Origin of the sequence: Mesorhizobium loti, assembly GCF_013170705.1 — a bacterium.
Lineage (GTDB): Bacteria > Pseudomonadota > Alphaproteobacteria > Rhizobiales > Rhizobiaceae > Mesorhizobium > Mesorhizobium loti_D.
Window position 1 is genome coordinate 2,793,380 of the sequence record NZ_CP033334.1, and the last position, 15,537, is coordinate 2,808,916.

13 protein-coding genes are annotated in these 15,537 nt (G+C 62.8%); all 13 read left to right on the top strand.

Annotated elements, in window-relative coordinates; genetic code table 11:
- Window position 1: 1 nt before the first annotated feature.
- The 13 genes from EB815_RS13585 (at window position 2) to EB815_RS13645 (ending at window position 15,498) form a co-directional block, all read left to right on the top strand.
- Window positions 2-943, top strand: a complete 942-nt coding sequence (locus tag EB815_RS13585) for an NAD(P)-dependent oxidoreductase (RefSeq protein WP_056567786.1) — start codon at window positions 2-4, stop codon at window positions 941-943.
- 144 nt (window positions 944-1,087) lie between these two features.
- On the top strand, window positions 1,088-1,723 hold the full coding sequence (locus EB815_RS13590) for a GntR family transcriptional regulator (protein ID WP_162258897.1): 636 nt from the start codon (window positions 1,088-1,090) through the stop codon (window positions 1,721-1,723).
- A 119-nt stretch (window positions 1,724-1,842) separates the two neighbouring features.
- Window positions 1,843-2,949 (top strand): LacI family DNA-binding transcriptional regulator, encoded by a 1,107-nt coding sequence (locus tag EB815_RS13595; RefSeq protein ID WP_081294817.1) that lies wholly within the window; start codon window positions 1,843-1,845, stop codon window positions 2,947-2,949.
- A 31-nt stretch (window positions 2,950-2,980) separates the two neighbouring features.
- Window positions 2,981-4,084, top strand: a complete 1,104-nt coding sequence (locus tag EB815_RS13600; RefSeq protein ID WP_056567792.1) for an ABC transporter substrate-binding protein — start codon at window positions 2,981-2,983, stop codon at window positions 4,082-4,084.
- Between the two features lie 48 nt (window positions 4,085-4,132).
- Window positions 4,133-4,972, top strand: coding sequence for an ABC transporter permease (locus EB815_RS13605; protein WP_056567916.1), 840 nt, complete (start codon window positions 4,133-4,135; stop codon window positions 4,970-4,972).
- Entirely contained in the window at window positions 4,969-5,778 is an 810-nt protein-coding gene (locus EB815_RS13610) for an ABC transporter permease (protein WP_056567793.1), read from the top strand. Before EB815_RS13605 ends, EB815_RS13610 begins: the two co-directional genes overlap by 4 nt.
- Window positions 5,779-5,824: 46 nt before the next feature.
- Window positions 5,825-6,844: a dimethylarginine dimethylaminohydrolase family protein gene (locus EB815_RS13615; RefSeq protein WP_056567796.1), complete on the top strand. Its 1,020-nt coding sequence runs from the start codon at window positions 5,825-5,827 to the stop codon at window positions 6,842-6,844.
- Window positions 6,845-7,903 carry an ABC transporter ATP-binding protein gene (locus EB815_RS13620; protein WP_056567798.1) on the top strand — a complete coding sequence of 353 codons (1,059 nt, stop codon included), beginning with the start codon at window positions 6,845-6,847 and terminating at the stop codon, window positions 7,901-7,903.
- Window positions 7,904-7,999: 96 nt separating this feature from the next.
- Window positions 8,000-9,361: a M24 family metallopeptidase gene (locus tag EB815_RS13625; protein ID WP_056567919.1), complete on the top strand. Its 1,362-nt coding sequence runs from the start codon at window positions 8,000-8,002 to the stop codon at window positions 9,359-9,361.
- A 978-nt stretch (window positions 9,362-10,339) separates the two neighbouring features.
- Window positions 10,340-11,263, top strand: coding sequence for a substrate-binding domain-containing protein (locus EB815_RS13630; protein ID WP_244493988.1), 924 nt, complete (start codon window positions 10,340-10,342; stop codon window positions 11,261-11,263).
- Complete coding sequence (locus tag EB815_RS13635) at window positions 11,260-12,048, top strand: ATP-binding cassette domain-containing protein (RefSeq protein WP_245303331.1); 789 nt, start codon at window positions 11,260-11,262, stop codon at window positions 12,046-12,048. Before EB815_RS13630 ends, EB815_RS13635 begins: the two co-directional genes overlap by 4 nt.
- 8 nt (window positions 12,049-12,056) lie before the next feature.
- Entirely contained in the window at window positions 12,057-13,277 is a 1,221-nt protein-coding gene (locus tag EB815_RS13640; protein WP_056567810.1) for a sugar ABC transporter permease, read from the top strand.
- A gap of 97 nt (window positions 13,278-13,374) precedes the next feature.
- Entirely contained in the window at window positions 13,375-15,498 is a 2,124-nt protein-coding gene (locus EB815_RS13645) for a N,N-dimethylformamidase beta subunit family domain-containing protein (RefSeq protein ID WP_056567813.1), read from the top strand.
- Window positions 15,499-15,537 lie beyond the last annotated feature (39 nt).

The following is a 15,537-nucleotide window of genomic DNA, read 5'->3' on the forward strand; positions in this document are numbered from 1 at the left end:
GATGCGGATCGTCATCGCCGATCCGCTTGCCTACAGTGCCCCCTTCGAGCGCGCGCTGCGCGCCGCGCTTCCCTCGGCGGACTTCGTCCGATGGCCCGACCTGGCGGATGGCGCCGAATACGATCTCCTGGTCGCCTGGAATCTGCCGAAGGACATGACCGCGCTGCCACGGTCGCTGCGCGCGATCTTCTGTTTCGGCGCGGGAACGGATCAGCTTCTCCACGATCCCCGCATTCCGCCGGACCTCCCGGTCGCACGCCTGCGGGATCAAGGTCAGGCCGAGCAATTGCTGGACTATGCGATGCACGCGGCTTTCGCGCGCCTGCTTGACGATGTTGTTGTCAGAGCGGATCAGCAGGCCCGCCTGTGGCGCCCGCCCGATCGCCAGAACCGGACCCGCGGGTCGCTGCGGATGGCCGTGCTTGGACTGGGTCCCCTCGGCCTGCATGTCGCGCGGGGGCTTTCGGACGCCGGCTTCCCGGTGTCCGCTTGGTCGAGAACCGCCCGTCGGATCGACGGCGTCGGTTGCCTGCACGGCGACGACGGGCTCGGCGCTTGCGTCGACGGCGCCGATGTCCTCGTCAATCTCCTGCCCTCGAGGCGCGAGACGAGGGGCATATTGTCGGACCGGCTGTTTTCCCGCCTCGCGCCCGGCGCTTACGTCGTCAATCTCGGCCGCGGCGACCACCTCGATGAGGAGGCGCTGCGCGCCGCGCTCGATCAGGGACGGCTCGGCGCCGCGTGGCTGGATGTCTTTGCCGTCGAACCCCTGCCGCCCGAACACTGGTTCTGGCGGCACGACCGGGTCCGGCTGACGCCGCATCGCGCCGGCCTGCCGACACCTCAGGGTGCCGCGGCGTCCATTGCCGCCGTCGCGACGGCGCTCGAACAGGGGCACGGCGTTCCGGAGCTGATCCGGCCTGGGAAGCTGGTTGAAAATTGAGCCGATTTCGCAACTGCACAAAGATTATGCTTGACTCGAAATGTGCCTGAATGCCAGCATACCGCCATGCTGAACTTGGGCACCTCACTCCTCGCGGATCAGAACGAGCGTCGAAACAGGATCTCGTCGAAGGCCTATGTCGAGTTGCGCGAGGCGATCATCACCGCGCGCGTCATGCCCGGCGCCAACTTCTCGGAAACGGATGTCGCGCAGTCGCTCGGCATCAGCCGCACCCCCGTGCACGAGGCGTTCACGCGGCTTTTCGACGAGGGTCTGATCGAGATCTCACCCCAAACCGGAACCCGCGTCTCGCTGATTGACATGGCGCGCGTCCGCGAGGCGGTGTTCATCCGCTCCACGCTTGAAGGCGCGGTGATCGCCAACAGTGGTGTCAAGCCGGATCCGGCCTTGCTGGACGAGGTCGAGCTGTTGCTTCGGGCGCAGGAGCGTCTCGTCCTCGGCGATGACATGGGTGCCCTGCACCGCGCCGACATGGCCTTCCATGCAGGGCTGCTCGGCGCTTTCGCGCATCCTCGGGCTTGGACCGCATGCCAGCACGTTTCGGCCGACATGATGCGCGTCCAGTTCCTGATCGGCATGAAGCCGGATCACATCCGCTCGATCATCGCCGAGCACCGTGCCATTTTCGACAAGGTGCGGGCCGGCAACATGGCCGAAGCTGCGCTGCTGATGGCGGCGCACATCCGAAATGCCGATTTCGACCAGCTGAGCCTGGAGCGCGAACATAAGGAATTCTTCCGGACCGGAGACCTTCCGTGAGTGCCGCCGTCCTTCGCTCCCTCTCCATCGCGGAAGGCGCGCGCGATTTTTTTTGGCCCGTTTATGAAACCGGTTTACTGAATCGGTTATCTGCACATGTCTCGCGGGAGTGGAGCCGCTTGTCGGGAAGATTGAAGGTCACCATTCGTGACGTTGCGCGGGCCGCCGGCGTATCCGTCACATCCGTTTCCCGTTATCTGAACGGGCAGATCAGCCTGCCCGAGCCGACGGCGAGCCGTATCCAGCTGGCGGCGGAGCGCCTCGGCTATCACCCCAACGCGATCGCCCGCAGGCTCAGCAGCGGCAAGAGCGAGACACTCGGCCTCATCACCGCCGACATCGCCTATCCCCTGTTTGCCGAGATCGCCAGCGCGTCGGAGGCCGAGGCCGCGCGGCATGGCTACAATCTCCTGATGTTCAACAGCCGGAACCTGGTGGAGAAGGAAGTCTCCTTCCTGTCGCGCATCGAGGACCGGCAGGTCGACGGCATCCTGCTCCTCACCAACCATCATGATGACGGGCGGCTGTTGCGGCGGATCAACGAGACCGGAAACGTCGTGCTTCTCGACGAGGACGTGCCGGGCGCGAAGGCGCCGCGCCTGTTCGCCGACAACGTCCATGGCGGCCTCCTGGCGACACGCCATCTGATATCGCGCGGCCATACCCGTATCGCCGCAATCGGCGGGCCGAAGGGGCTTCTCAGCACCGCCGAACGTCTCGACGGCTTCACGCGGGCGCTTGGCGAGGCTGGTCTTGATGTCGATCCCGCCCTTTTGAGATTCTGCGAATACGAGGAGGCGCCGGCCTCGATGGCGTTTCTCGACCTTCTGCGGCAGGACGAGCCGCCCACCGCGATCTTCACCTTCGGCGACATGCTGGCCACTGGCGCCATGCGGGCCGCGCGGCAGGCCGGGATCCGCATTCCGGACGACATTTCTCTCGTCAGCTTCGACGATATCCATAATGCGGACCTGCTGGCGCCGGCGCTGACCACCGTGCGTCAGTCGGCGGCCGAGTTCGGCACGCGCGGCGTCAACATGCTGCTCGATTTCATCGCCGGCAGGAAATCCGGAACGGCGATCGAAAGGGTCGGCGTCGAACTCGTCATACGCGGTTCGGTGGCGCCGCCGCACGGCCGTCCGTCAGGACGTTCGATAGTGCATACCGGCACTGGAGGCCCAGATGGGCTCCCGATGCCGGCCAGGGAGGAGAAGCAAGAAAACTAGTCGCTTCCACGGACGTGAAAGGGGAACACACATGTCCATCAATCGCTTTGGTCAAGACGCAGCGTTGATTGCGCTTGATAAGTTCAAAACTGGGAAGATCGATCGCCGAGGCTTCATCACCGCCATGGCCGGCCTTGGTATCTCAGTCGCGTTCAAGCCTGGGCGGGCCTCCGCCGCGGCCTCGGAAATCGTTGTCTGCAACTGGGGCGGGGCCGCTCTCGAAGCCTTCCAAAAGGCCTATGGCGCGCCCTTCAAGGCCAAGTCCGGCATGGAGGTCGTCATCGATGGCACCGGCCCGGCGACCGGCGCGATCCGCGCCATGGTCGATTCCAAGAATGTCACCTGGGATGCCACGGATGGCGGCATGACGGACGCCGTCGTGCTCGGCAAGGGCGGTTACCTCGAGCCGATCGACTATTCCATCGTCGACAAGTCTCTTGTCGGCGAAGGGCTCTCGGCCGAGTTCGGCATCTGCAACTACACCTATTCCAATGTGCTGGCCTATGACGCCAAGAAGGTCGGCGCCACGGCCCCTTCGAGCTGGAACGACTTCTTCGATCTCGAAAAGTTTCCCGGCAAGCGCACCATGTGCAAATGGATCCAGGGGCAGCTCGAAGCCGTGCTGCTCGCCGACGGCGTTAAGCCTCAGGATATCTATCCGCTTGATGTCGACCGCGCCTTCAAGAAGCTCGAACCGCTGCTGCCCAATCTGATTTTCTGGGAGTCGGGCGCGCAGAGCCAGCAGCTCTTCCGCGACGGCGAGGTGGTCATGGGCAATATCTGGCATACGCGCGCCAACCTGCTGCGCAAGGAAAACCCGGACTACACCTGGACCTGGAACCAGAACCTGATGTTCGCCAGCGCCTGGTCGGTGCCGAAGGGCAATCCCGCCGGCAAGAAGGTCTTCGACTTCATCAATTCGTCGATGGACCCGGAAGGCCAGGTGACGCTGTTGCGCCTCATGGGAAACGGACCGTCGAACCCGAAGGCGCTGGCGCTGATGACCGACGAGGACAAGGCGGTCTATTCGCTGGCACCCGAGAACGCCAAGACAGGTCTGGCCGTCTCGGCGCAATACTATGCCGACAACGAGGCCGAACTGCAGAACAAGTTCCTCGACTTCATTTCGCGCTAACCATTGGAGACCACCACCGGCCATCGGCCGGTGGTGGTTCGAAAGACCATGACGTCATTCCAGCGTTGGGCCTTCTGCCTGACGGTGCCGGCGGCGCTTTTGACCCTGTGTCTCTACGTGCTGCCCATCCTTCAGGTGCTGGCGCTCAGTTTCACCGAGCCGACCTTCGGCATCGGCAATTACGTGGCTCTGTTTCAGAATGCCGCGATTGGCCGCGTCGTGCGCACGACCGTCTTCGTCTCGGCGGTGACGACCGCGCTTACGATCGTCATGAGCTATGCCGTCGCCTTCGCGCTGGTCCACATGCCGCCGGCGCAGCGCCGCGTCGCCCTGTTCATGGTCATGGTGCCGTTCTGGATATCGGTGCTGGTGCGCGCCTTTGCCTGGATCACCATCCTGCGCCGCAACGGCGTGCTCAATTCGGCCCTTGTGGGCAGCGGAGCCGTCGGTGAACCTCTCGAACTGGTCTACAACCAGTTCGGCGTCATCGTCGGCATGGTCCATTACATGATGCCCTTCGCCATCATGCTGCTCTACGCGAACCTCTCGGAGATCGACCACAGGATCATCCAGGCGGCGCGATCACTCGGCGCGCGCCCGGTCACCATCTTCTTTCGCGTCTGGGTGCCGCTCAGCATGCCCGGCCTGGCAATCGCCAGCCTGTTCATCGTCATCTTCTCGCTCGGCTTCCTCGTCACCCCGGCGATCCTTGGCGCCGGCAGGGTGCTGATGGTCGCCGAGTACATCTCCGTGCAGATATCCTCGACCCTGCGCTGGGGCGTGGCGACGGCACTGTCGACGATGCTCCTGCTCGTCGTCGGCGCCCTCATCGCGCTGGCGATGCGCAGCCCGGCGTTGCGCGCCGCCTTCGAAGGCGGCCGCAAATGACGCCACGCACCCGCCGTCTGCTCGAACGCGCGCTGCCGAAGCTCTTGGCCTGGCTGCTGCTCGCCTTCCTGTTCGTTCCGGTGCTCGTGGTCATTCCCGTGGCGTTGACCGACCGGGACTATCTGTCGCTGCCCAACAACGGCATTTCCTTCGACCATTTCGCGGCCCTGGCCAACTGGCGCGCGGGCTGGATGCCCAGCATCCTCACCAGCCTCGGCATCGCCGTGGCCTCAAGCATCGTCGCGACCGGCGTTTCGGCGGCGTTCGCCATGGGCGCATGGGTCTATGTCGGACGCTGGCCGACGATCCTGCGCATTGTCCTGCTTTCGCCGCTGATCGTGCCGCCGATCATCTATGCGGTCGGCATGGTGCGCCTGTGGTCGAAGCTGGGCCTTCTCGACACATGGCTTGGCGTCACCATCGTCCATGTGATCCTGGCGATACCGCTCGCCGTGCTGGCGATAGGCGCTTCGCTGTCGAACCTCGATCCGCGTCTGGTGCAGGCGGCCCGCTCGCTCGGCGCGCGCCCGGCGACGATCTTCGGGCGCGTGATCCTGCCCAACATAGTGCCGGGCACGGTCGCCGGGGCGATCCTCGCCTTCATCGTCTCCTGGGACGAGATCACCGTGACGCTCTTCATCACCAGCCGCGGCATCGTCACCCTGCCGCGCAAGATCTGGACGAGCATCGCCGATGCCGTCGATCCCGCGCTGGCCGCGATCGCTACCGTCATGCTGGCGGTCACCATCGTCGGCCTCATCCTGCGCATGACCGTCTGGGAACGTATCGCCCAGCGCCGGTCATGACACGACCTTCAATCGCTTCGCTTGTTTCAGAAAGGAAATCGAAGACATGACTGCCCACAGCGCCGCAATGAGCGAGCACGAATACCGCGAGGCCAAGTTCTTTCAGACCTTCGGTTCCGTCCCGACGCCGGCTTTCCACGACCCGCAAGAGCAGACCCGCGTCTGGGGCCGGCCCTGGGGTTGCACCAATGATGTCGGCAAGCTGCGCGCCGTGCTGATGCACCGGCCTGGAGAGGAGATCAATGTCGTCGACAAGAACAAGCCCATGCCCGAGATCGGCGGTTTCGGCGATCCGGAAAAAGGCTGGTACTTCATGGGCAAGACGCCGCCGGATCTCGCCGCCATGCAGGCGGCGCACGATAGCTTCACCAAGCTGTTGCGCTCCGAGGGCGTCGACGTCATCCTTACCGAGAAGGCAGCTCCCGGCGCTCTCAAGTCGACCTTCTGCCGCGACAGCGTCATCGGCGTGAAGGGCGGGGCGATCGTCACCCGCCTTGCCCGCCGGGCGCGCCGCGGCGAGGAACTGATGGTCACCCAGGCGCTCGCCAGGGCCGGCTGCCCGATCCTCGGCACGCTGCATGGCGAAGCGGTGTTCGAAGGCGGTGGGTTCGCGCTCCTCGACGACAAGACTGCCGTCTGCTCGGTCTCCGTCGCCTGCAACGCCGAGGGCGTGCGGCAGGTCGAGATGATCCTCAACAGCCTGGGCGTCGAGCTGATCAAGGTGCCGATGCCCGGCTATCGCATCCACATCGACGGCAGCTTCATGATGATCGACAAGGAGACGGCGATCATCAACATCAACGAACTGCCCTATGTCTTCATCGACTACCTCAACAAGCGCGGCATGAAGCTGATCGAACTCCCGCCGGAAGACAACGCCTTCTCGCTCAACTGCCTGGCGATCGCACCGGGTCGGGTCGTCATGCACGCCACCCGCACGCCGCGCCTGGCCGACCGGCTCGACGCCGCCGGCATCGAGATCCTGACGCTGGACTATGAATGTATCGAACTGAACGGCGGCGGCATTCACTGCTCGACAGGTCCGCTTGCCCGGGACCCGATCTGAATGTCCTTTCTCGACGTCCGAAACCTCCGCAAGGCCTACGGTTCGGCCGTCGCGCTCGACGGCATCGATCTGTCGATCGAGGCGGGGGAGTTCGTAACCTTGCTCGGCCCTTCGGGGTCTGGCAAGACCACGCTGCTGATGTCGGTCGCCGGGTTCACCAAGCCGGACGACGGCGCCATCCTGCTGGATGGCGTCGACATCACGCGCGTCGATCCGGAGGACAGGAATTTCGGACTGGTCTTCCAGGGCTATGCGCTGTTTCCCCACCTGAACGCCGCGGACAACATCGCCTTCCCCTTGAAGGTCCGCAAATGGGACAAGGCCAGGATCGCCGCGAGGGTGGAGGAGATCCTCAATCTCGTCGGCCTGGACAGGCTGGCCGCGCGCAAGCCGCGTGAATTGTCGGGCGGTCAGCAGCAGCGCGTGGCGATCGGCCGCGCGCTGGCCTTCGGCCCGAAGATTCTGCTGCTCGACGAACCGCTATCGGCGCTCGACCGTACGCTGCGCGACACCATGCAACGCGAACTCAAACGGCTTCATCGGCAGACCGGTGTGACCTTCGTCTATGTTACCCATGACCAGGAGGAAGCCTATGCCATGTCGGACCGCATAGCCGTCTTCCACAATGGCGCGATCGTTCAGGTCGGCACCCCGCGTGACATATACCGCGCGCCCGCCTCGCGCTTCGTCGCGGGCTTCCTCGGCGGCAACAACATCGTTTCGGCGCGCGCCGTCGATGGCGGCATCGAGCTGTTCGGAAGCCGGGTGCCGATGCCCGGTGGCTACGACGCGTCTCGGCATGGCCGATCGGCGCTGACGGTCTGGATGCGTCCGGAGGCCATAGCCATCGGCGAGCCGCTCCACGGGGCCATTGCCTTTCCCGCCATTGTCGCCGACATCTCCTTCGTCGGCTCGTCCGAGCGCATGACCATGTCCACGCTGGACGGCCAGGAACTCCTGGTCCTGGCATCCTCGGCGACGGCGCGCGGCATCGTTGCCGGCGACAAGGTCACCTGCAGCGTGCTGCCCTCCAGCATCGGCTTTCTTGCCGATGAATGACGTGCCGGCAAACAGGACGGCATCCGTCGCCGTCGCATCCAACTGACGATCGGCTTCAGCCGAAAATCCGCATTTCCTGACAGATTGAGAGACATGATGAGCATTAGCCTTCGCACCGTCGACATTCCCGATTTCGGCATCCCCGTCGAGCGCCCTGCCATTCCGCCAGCGACCTATGAGGCCCGTTGCGCCAAGGCGCTCGATCGCGCCGGCACGGACTGGCTCGCCGTCTATGCCGATCGCGAGCATGCCGCCAACATCGCCTTCCTGACCGGTTTCGAGCCGCGTTTCGAGGAGGCGATCCTGCTGCTCGGCAAATCGGGCCAGCGCATCGTCGTCACCGGCAACGAGAACCTCGGCTATACGCCTGTCGCCGGACTGCCTGGCATCATCACAATGCTGGCGCAGTCCCTGAGCCTGATGGCGCAGGACCGCATGCAGAAGCCGGACCTCGTGGCCGTGCTGCGCGAGGCCGGCATCACGGCGGGCGACAGTGTCGGCCTGGTCGGTTGGAAATATCTCGAAAAGAAGGAATGGTCCGCGCCACGCCCCACTTTCTTCGTGCCGGCCTTCATCGTCGACGCGATCGCATTGATCGTGTCCGCCTCGTCGATCGCCGATGCGACGGCGGTGCTCATGCATCAGACGGAAGGGCTGCGCGCCGTCGTCGATGCCGATCAGATCGCCGAGGCCGAATGGGGCGCGGCCCGGTCTTCAATCGCGGTGTGGCGTATCTTGAGCGGCTTCACGCTCGGAGACACCGAACTGACCGCGGCCTCGCGCATGGGGTATGCTGGCGAGCCGATGAACTGCCATCCGATGTTCGCGACCAATGATGCGTCCGGCCAGGTGATCGGCCTGCGCGGTCCCACGGCGCGCGTGCCCGGCCGTGGCGACGGCGTCACCACGGCGGTTGGCTACTGGGGCGGACTGACGGCCCGAGCCGGCCTGATCGCTGAGCATGACGACGCATTTCTGGACGTGGCCAAGGCCTATTTCCGCGGCCTCATCGCCTGGTATGAGGCGGCCGGCATCGGCGCCGAGGGCGGCGCGATCCATGAGGCCGTGATTTCGACCCTGGCGGCGGACAAGCTGCGCCCCGCCCTTAATCCCGGCCATCTCGTCGGCCTCGACGAGTGGATGAATTCCCCGATCCGGCCCGGCTCGACAGAACGCATCGTCTCCGGCATGCCGTTCCAGGTCGACATCATACCCGTGCCGATGCCCGATGGATGGACGCTCAATTGCGAGGATGCGGTGACTTTCGCCGATGTCGGCTTGCGTGCCGAGATCGCACACCGCCACCCGGCGCTGTCGAAGAGGTTCGAGGCACGCCGCCGGTTTGTCGCCGAGCGGATCGGCATCACGGTGAAGGAGGATATCCTGCTGCTGTCCGCCATCCCGCTCTGTCTGCCGCCCTTCTGGCTTACCAGCGGCAAACTTCTAGGCCGCGACTGAGTCCCGGCCGGCCGTCGATGTTGCCTAACCAGCGCTTTCCGGACCTTCGGCGGGCTTGCGAATAAACGGAAGTTGCGCACGTCGGCGAGAAGCTTCCTGCGGGCCATCAGATCGGGCAAGCCCAAAGCTTTTCTGCAAGGCCGCCGGGTCACAACGCTTCGTCGGTCGGCTGCTCTGTTATGACCCTGTCGGGACGCGCTCAAGATCGCTCGTTACGCCAGGGGCGCTGGCGCCAAGGTCGTCTCGATCGACTTAAACCCAAAAGCTGGCGGTCTGCTCACGGCCCATCGCGGTCATTCCGGAACGAGGCTCCGAACGGCCGCGCAAACCTCGACGTCGCTCGCCAGCCGCACCGCAATAAGCGACACCGGGAATGTGTTACGTATTGTGATGCAGATCGAGAGTTGCGGCCGAAAAAGTAAATAAAAACAATACATTGATGCGACAGGCGATCCCAGTCAACGGTGTCGTCGGCTAAAGGCCATAGCGGTCCGCGACCTTCATGAGGCTGCGGATATCCTCTGTGGGGCTGCCTTGCTGCTCGGAGAAAGCTCCCAAGCAGCACGGGTTCGCGACGGGCCCGCCATGTGGCGCGCATAATCCCTCGGCTTCGTTTGCCGGTCACCCTTCGCCCGAAATTGCGGGATCAGCGCGTGAACACCAGCGCGCGCGCCTGCTCAAGGGCGAACAGCGTTTTTTTGAAGCTCAGGCCCTCATACCCGTCATCATGCGGCTTGACAGCCTTTTATTTTGTATCCAATATCCTTTATAAATATGAAGACCAAGGGGAATGGTATGAAACTCACCGGGAATGTTGCGCGTGGCCTTTTCGCATTGACGGTTGCCTTTTCGGGATTGGGCGCGATGGAGACCCTGACGGCCCAAGCCGAGGAAGCGGCCTCAAAGATCGAGGGAACGGTATACTTTCTTACGCCCAATTCCCAAATCACGCGGTTTGAAGCCTATGACAAACCGGGGATGGATGAGGCATTGAAGAAATACGCTCCCAATCTCAAGCTTGTCGTTCTGAGCGCCGACAACGATCCGTCGAGGCAACTCGAGCAGGCCCAGGCAGCCGTGACCCAAGGCGCCAAGGCAATCATTCTGGCGCCGGCTGTGCCCAATCAAAGCCAGGGCATCGTGCAGGTGGCGCACGATGCCAGCATTCCGATTGTCGGGTATGCCTACAATTCCGACAACAGCGACATCGACTACTATGTCACCGTGCCGTTTGAGCCGATCGGCGAGGCGGCTGCCAACTTTGCGGTAAAGACGCTGGCGGATGCCAAGAAGCCAATCCGGATTGGCCTGATTACGGGCGACCCATCCTTCTTCTTTGACCGCGAGATCGTCAGCGGCACCGAGAGGGTGCTTGCCCCCCTGGTTCAAAAAGGCGAAGTCGAGATCGTCTGCAAGAGCGACAACCTGCAGCTCTCGGAGGAAAATGCCCGCGTCGCGACGGACGGTTGCCTGCAGCAGGCCGGTGGCGATATCGACGCGATCCTTGTCCACAATGACAGTTCCGCGAACGGCACCATAGCCGCATTGGCGGCACAGGATCTGCTTGGAAAGGTCAAGGTTTTCGGCGGCTATGACAGTCAGGCCGGAACGATCCAGCATCTTCTCGCCGGCAACATCGAGAACGATATGGTGCCGCCATATCGTGCGATGGCCGACAGCGCCGTCCGGCTTGTCGTCGCCCTTCTCGAGAAGAATGGCGAAGAAAAGAAGATGGTGAACGGGACCTACGATAACGGCATGAAGGCGGTTCCGGCGATCTTCAACGAGAACGTCTTCATCACCCGCGACAACGTGCAGGCGGAACTGATCGACAAGGGAATTCTGACACGTGAGGAAGTCTGCGCGGGCCCTGCCATCAAGAGCGCCTTGTGCACCAAGTGACGGTGAGCGCGATGGGTTCCACAAACACGAACAGCCAGCCCGTTCTTGAACTCATAAATATCAGCAAGCACTTCGGCGGCGTCCACGCTCTCGAAAGCGTATCCCTGGCGGTTCGTCCTGGAGAGGTTGTCGCACTGGTTGGCGACAATGGCGCCGGAAAGTCCACTTTGGTCAAAACCATTGCCGGCATCAACATGCCCGATGCCGGGGAAATGCGGGTCAACGGCGCAAAGGTCAGGATCACCGCGCCACATGATGCAATGCGGCTGGGTATCCAGACCGTCTATCAGGATCTCGCCCTGTGCGACAATCTCGATACGGTCCAGAACCTGTTTCTGGGGCGTGAACTGCAGGGCGGGATCCTGACCGCCGGCCGTTTGCGTCGTGCCGACATGGAGAGCCGGGCGCGGAAGGTGTTGCGCGAACTGGGGGTCAGCACTTTGCGCGACCTCACGGTGCCAGTGGGCAGTCTCTCGGGCGGGCAACGCCAGTCGGTCGCCATCTGCCGCTCGGTGCTCTGGGAGCCGAAAGTTGTATTGCTCGACGAGCCGACGGCGGCACTCGGGGTCGCCCAGCGCAAGGAGGTCATGGCGTTGATCATGCGACTTCGCCAGACCAATCATGGCGTCATCGTCATTTCGCACGACCTGGCCGATGTGCAGGAGATGGCCGATACGGTTGTCGTCCTGCGGCTTGGTCGCAAAGTGGCTGAATTCAGCCGTGGAACGTTCTCGCGTGACGATCTGGTCTCGGCAATCACCGGCCTGTCCGCATCAGCCGCCTAGGAAAGCCCATGAACAATTCAAAAGGCCTGCGGATAAGCAAGGGTGCCAATTTGCAAAATGATCGTACGGGCTCCCGGGATCTGCAGAGACGGATACTGAGTGGGGTCAGCGGCAAGTATCGGTTTATCCCCGTCCTTATCGCGATCGCGCTCGTCTGGGCTTTCTTCTATGCGATGAACGACCGCTTCCTCTCGCCGCGAAACCTGACGAACCTCGCCGTTCAGATCGTTGTGACGGCCATGCTGGCGCTGGGTCTCGTGCTCGTTCTCATCGTGAAGGAGATCGATCTTTCGGTGGCCGCACTTAGCGCGGTGGCATCCGGTGTCATGGGTTATTTGTTGGTAACGGTCGGCCTTCCGTCGTGGCTGTGCCTGTTGGCGGCAATTGTCACGGGATCGGCGGTCGGCTTGGTCCAGGGTCTGATCATCTCGAGATTCCGGGCGCCCGCTTTCATCGTTACCCTCGGCACCTCGCTTGCCATGCAGGGCGTGCTGCTGATGCTCTTGCCGAGGAGCGGGTCGATCCCGCTATCGGGGACCGATATCCAGTGGATCGCCAACAGCTTCTTGCCGCCGATGGCCGGCTACCTGCTTCTGGCCATCGGTATCGGCGTGGTTGCCGCGCTCCTTGTCCAATCGTCAAACCACAAGAGGCGTCTCGGCATCCACCAATCAATCCCGAGCAATGTTTTGCTGCCAATCGCGGCCTTGAGCCTCGCCGGCGGTCTCGTCGTCGCCATTCTCAACCTCGATCGCGGCGTTCCAACGCCGGTGGCGATATTGATCGTTCTCCTCTCGATCATGGCCTATGTCACGACCCAGACGAAGTTCGGCACCTATCTCTACGCCATTGGCGGAAACGTGGAGGCCAGCCGACGCGCCGCCATCAATGTTGGCCAGATCCGCATTTATACGTTCATCATTGCTGGCGCGCTGGCCGGCATTGCCGGCATCATCTCCGCGTCACGCACATTGGGCGTTTCCGCTCAATCCGGCAGCGGAACGCTCTTGCTCGAGGCGGTGGCCGCCGCTGTCATCGGCGGGGCCAGCCTTTTTGGCGGCCGTGGGTCCGTATGGGCGGCCCTCCTTGGGGCCTTGCTTATCGGCAGCATCACCAATGGGCTTTCGCTGCTCAGTGCCCCAACCGAGATCAAGTACCTAGTTCAGGGATTGATACTGGTGCTTGCCGTCACCGCCGATGGGCTCCTGTCGCGGGATGCAAAATCATGAGTTTGGGCACGCAACCCGCTTCGGCCGCGGCTTTAGCCGGGTGTGCGGCAGCGTATGTCGAGGAAACACGGTGAAAATCCTAGGGTATTCAAGCCATGTGAGCATCCAGCCGGGCGGTACGATCGATTTCAAGGTCAGCGCGGCCCAGGCGCCATATTCGGTCGAGTTTGTCCGGCTGCATGGCGTCGCGATCAATGGCGATGACCAATCAGTGAGAGAAGAAAGCATCGGCAACGCGGCGGCCGGTCTCTATCAGGGGCGGCTTCAGGATCTTGCCCCGGGTTCGTACGCGATCGTGGTGCCCGCGTTTTTCCCGCTAATCTCAACTTTTGGTTTCGAGGTCTGGGTCCAGCCAACTCTCAAAGATCGCGAGTGCCAGACAATCCTGGCTGTCGCCACCGACCGGACCACGGCTTCCTGGTCTCTCGTCATCGCGAGAGACCAGCTTGAACTGCGCGTCGGCGGGGGAGAAGACGCCAGGGTTCTCTCCATGAACCTCGATGACCACGAGGGGAAGTGGATCCATATCAAGGGCGGGCGCAGCGATCGCGGCATCGCCCTTGAGTTTGCCGTCGATGGATTGTGGCCATCCCAACGTTTTGGGCAAACGCGGTTTCTCGCGCTGCCGGATACGCCCGAACCCACCCGAGTCGATCGCATTCTCATAGGTTCCAACCTGGATGAGCGCGACCGCCCGGTGGACCGGTTCAACGGCCGGATCGACAATCCCTCCGTGTTGTCCGCACCCGGAGAGGGGGCAAGGCCGATCGCGTCATGGGATTTTGCGATGGGGATCGACACACGCATCGTCACCGATGTTTCAGGCAACGGCCTGCATGGGACGCTTGTCAATCGGCCGGCTCGCGGGGTTCGGGGGCATCTGTGGAAAGGAACGAAGGTCCGCTATCAGGAAAATCCATCCGAGTGGTCCGCCATCCATTTCCATGAGGATGATCTGAACGATGCACGATGGGAAACTGACTTCAGTGCCACGTTTCCCGAGGCGACGCCGAGCGGCATTTATGCCGCCAAGCTCACGCAGGGCGATCAGGTCGAGCATCTGCCCTTCTACATCCAGCCGACCGAGCGATCCAAAAACAAGGTCCTGTTTCTGGCGCCCACCAACACCTATCTCGCCTATGCCAACGAGCATCTGGGATACGGTGAACGCGGCGAGGCTCACCAAAAGCGCATGCGCGACAAGGTCCAGCTCAATGAGACGGATGTTTTCGTTCATACGCACCCCGAACTGGGGCTTTCGATTTACGATCGACATGCGGATGGCAGCGGGGTCATGCATTCCTCTTGGAAGCGGCCTGTCGTCAATTTTTCGCCTAACTACATCACCTGGCTCAACGCCGCGCGCCGGCACTTTGCGGCTGACTTTTACATCACTGGCTGGCTGGAGAAATCCGGCGTCGGTTTCGACGTGGCGACGGACGAGGACCTGCATCGAATGGGCCTGGAACTTCTGGCCCGCTATGATGTCGTTGTCTCAGGATCTCACCCGGAATATCCGACATCACTGGAGATGGATGCGCTGAAGGCCTATGCCGGCCAGGGCGGGAGCCTGATGTATCTCGGCGGCAATGGCTGGTATTGGGTGACGAGCTATGACGGCGACGACACCATGACGCTGGAGTGCCGGCGCGGCTATTCGGGTGAGCGCAACTGGACGTCTCATCCGGCTGAGTTGATGCATGCCACGACGGGAGAGATCGGAGGCCTCTATTCCCACCGAGGTCAAAGCAGCCGCCTGTTTTTCGGCGTCGCATCGGCTGGCGTCGGTTGGGGCACGGCTTCGGGCTATTCTCGCACGCAGGACTCGTACAGTCCCGACCTCGCCTTCATGTTCGAGGGCATCGGCGATGAGATGATCGGCGACTTTGGCTATGTCCTCGGGGGCGCCGCGGGCGACGAGTTGGACAGCGCTGACTTCGCGGCCGGGACGCCGGGCAATGCCCGCGTGATCCTGAACTCGCGGCACAATGACACCTACTACCCGTTCCTCGAGTCCGTCACGCAGGTCGAGCCGAATGTCAGCGGACCGAACAACCCGAATGTCAGGTCCGATGTCGTCTTCATCGAAACCGGTGCTGGCGGCGGGATATTCTCCGTCGGGTCGATCTGCTGGGCCGGGTCGCTTGCCTACGACAACTACGACAACAATGTTGCGACGCTGACGGGCAACGTGCTCCGTCACTTTCTGCGGAAGGCGTAGGCCACCCAATTCCGAAAACGGAGCTCTTCGTCCAAGGTT

Coding starts and splice junctions, on each gene's coding strand:
- EB815_RS13610 (WP_056567793.1), top strand. CDS start 4,969: ATGACGCCACGCACCCGCCGTCTGCTCGAACGCGCGCTGCCGAAGCTC.
- EB815_RS13585 (WP_056567786.1), top strand. CDS start 2: ATGCGGATCGTCATCGCCGATCCGCTTGCCTACAGTGCCCCCTTCGAG.
- EB815_RS13615 (WP_056567796.1), top strand. CDS start 5,825: ATGACTGCCCACAGCGCCGCAATGAGCGAGCACGAATACCGCGAGGCC.
- EB815_RS13625 (WP_056567919.1), top strand. CDS start 8,000: ATGAGCATTAGCCTTCGCACCGTCGACATTCCCGATTTCGGCATCCCC.
- EB815_RS13630 (WP_244493988.1), top strand. CDS start 10,340: ATGGATGAGGCATTGAAGAAATACGCTCCCAATCTCAAGCTTGTCGTT.
- EB815_RS13640 (WP_056567810.1), top strand. CDS start 12,057: ATGAACAATTCAAAAGGCCTGCGGATAAGCAAGGGTGCCAATTTGCAA.
- EB815_RS13620 (WP_056567798.1), top strand. CDS start 6,845: ATGTCCTTTCTCGACGTCCGAAACCTCCGCAAGGCCTACGGTTCGGCC.
- EB815_RS13605 (WP_056567916.1), top strand. CDS start 4,133: ATGACGTCATTCCAGCGTTGGGCCTTCTGCCTGACGGTGCCGGCGGCG.
- EB815_RS13600 (WP_056567792.1), top strand. CDS start 2,981: ATGTCCATCAATCGCTTTGGTCAAGACGCAGCGTTGATTGCGCTTGAT.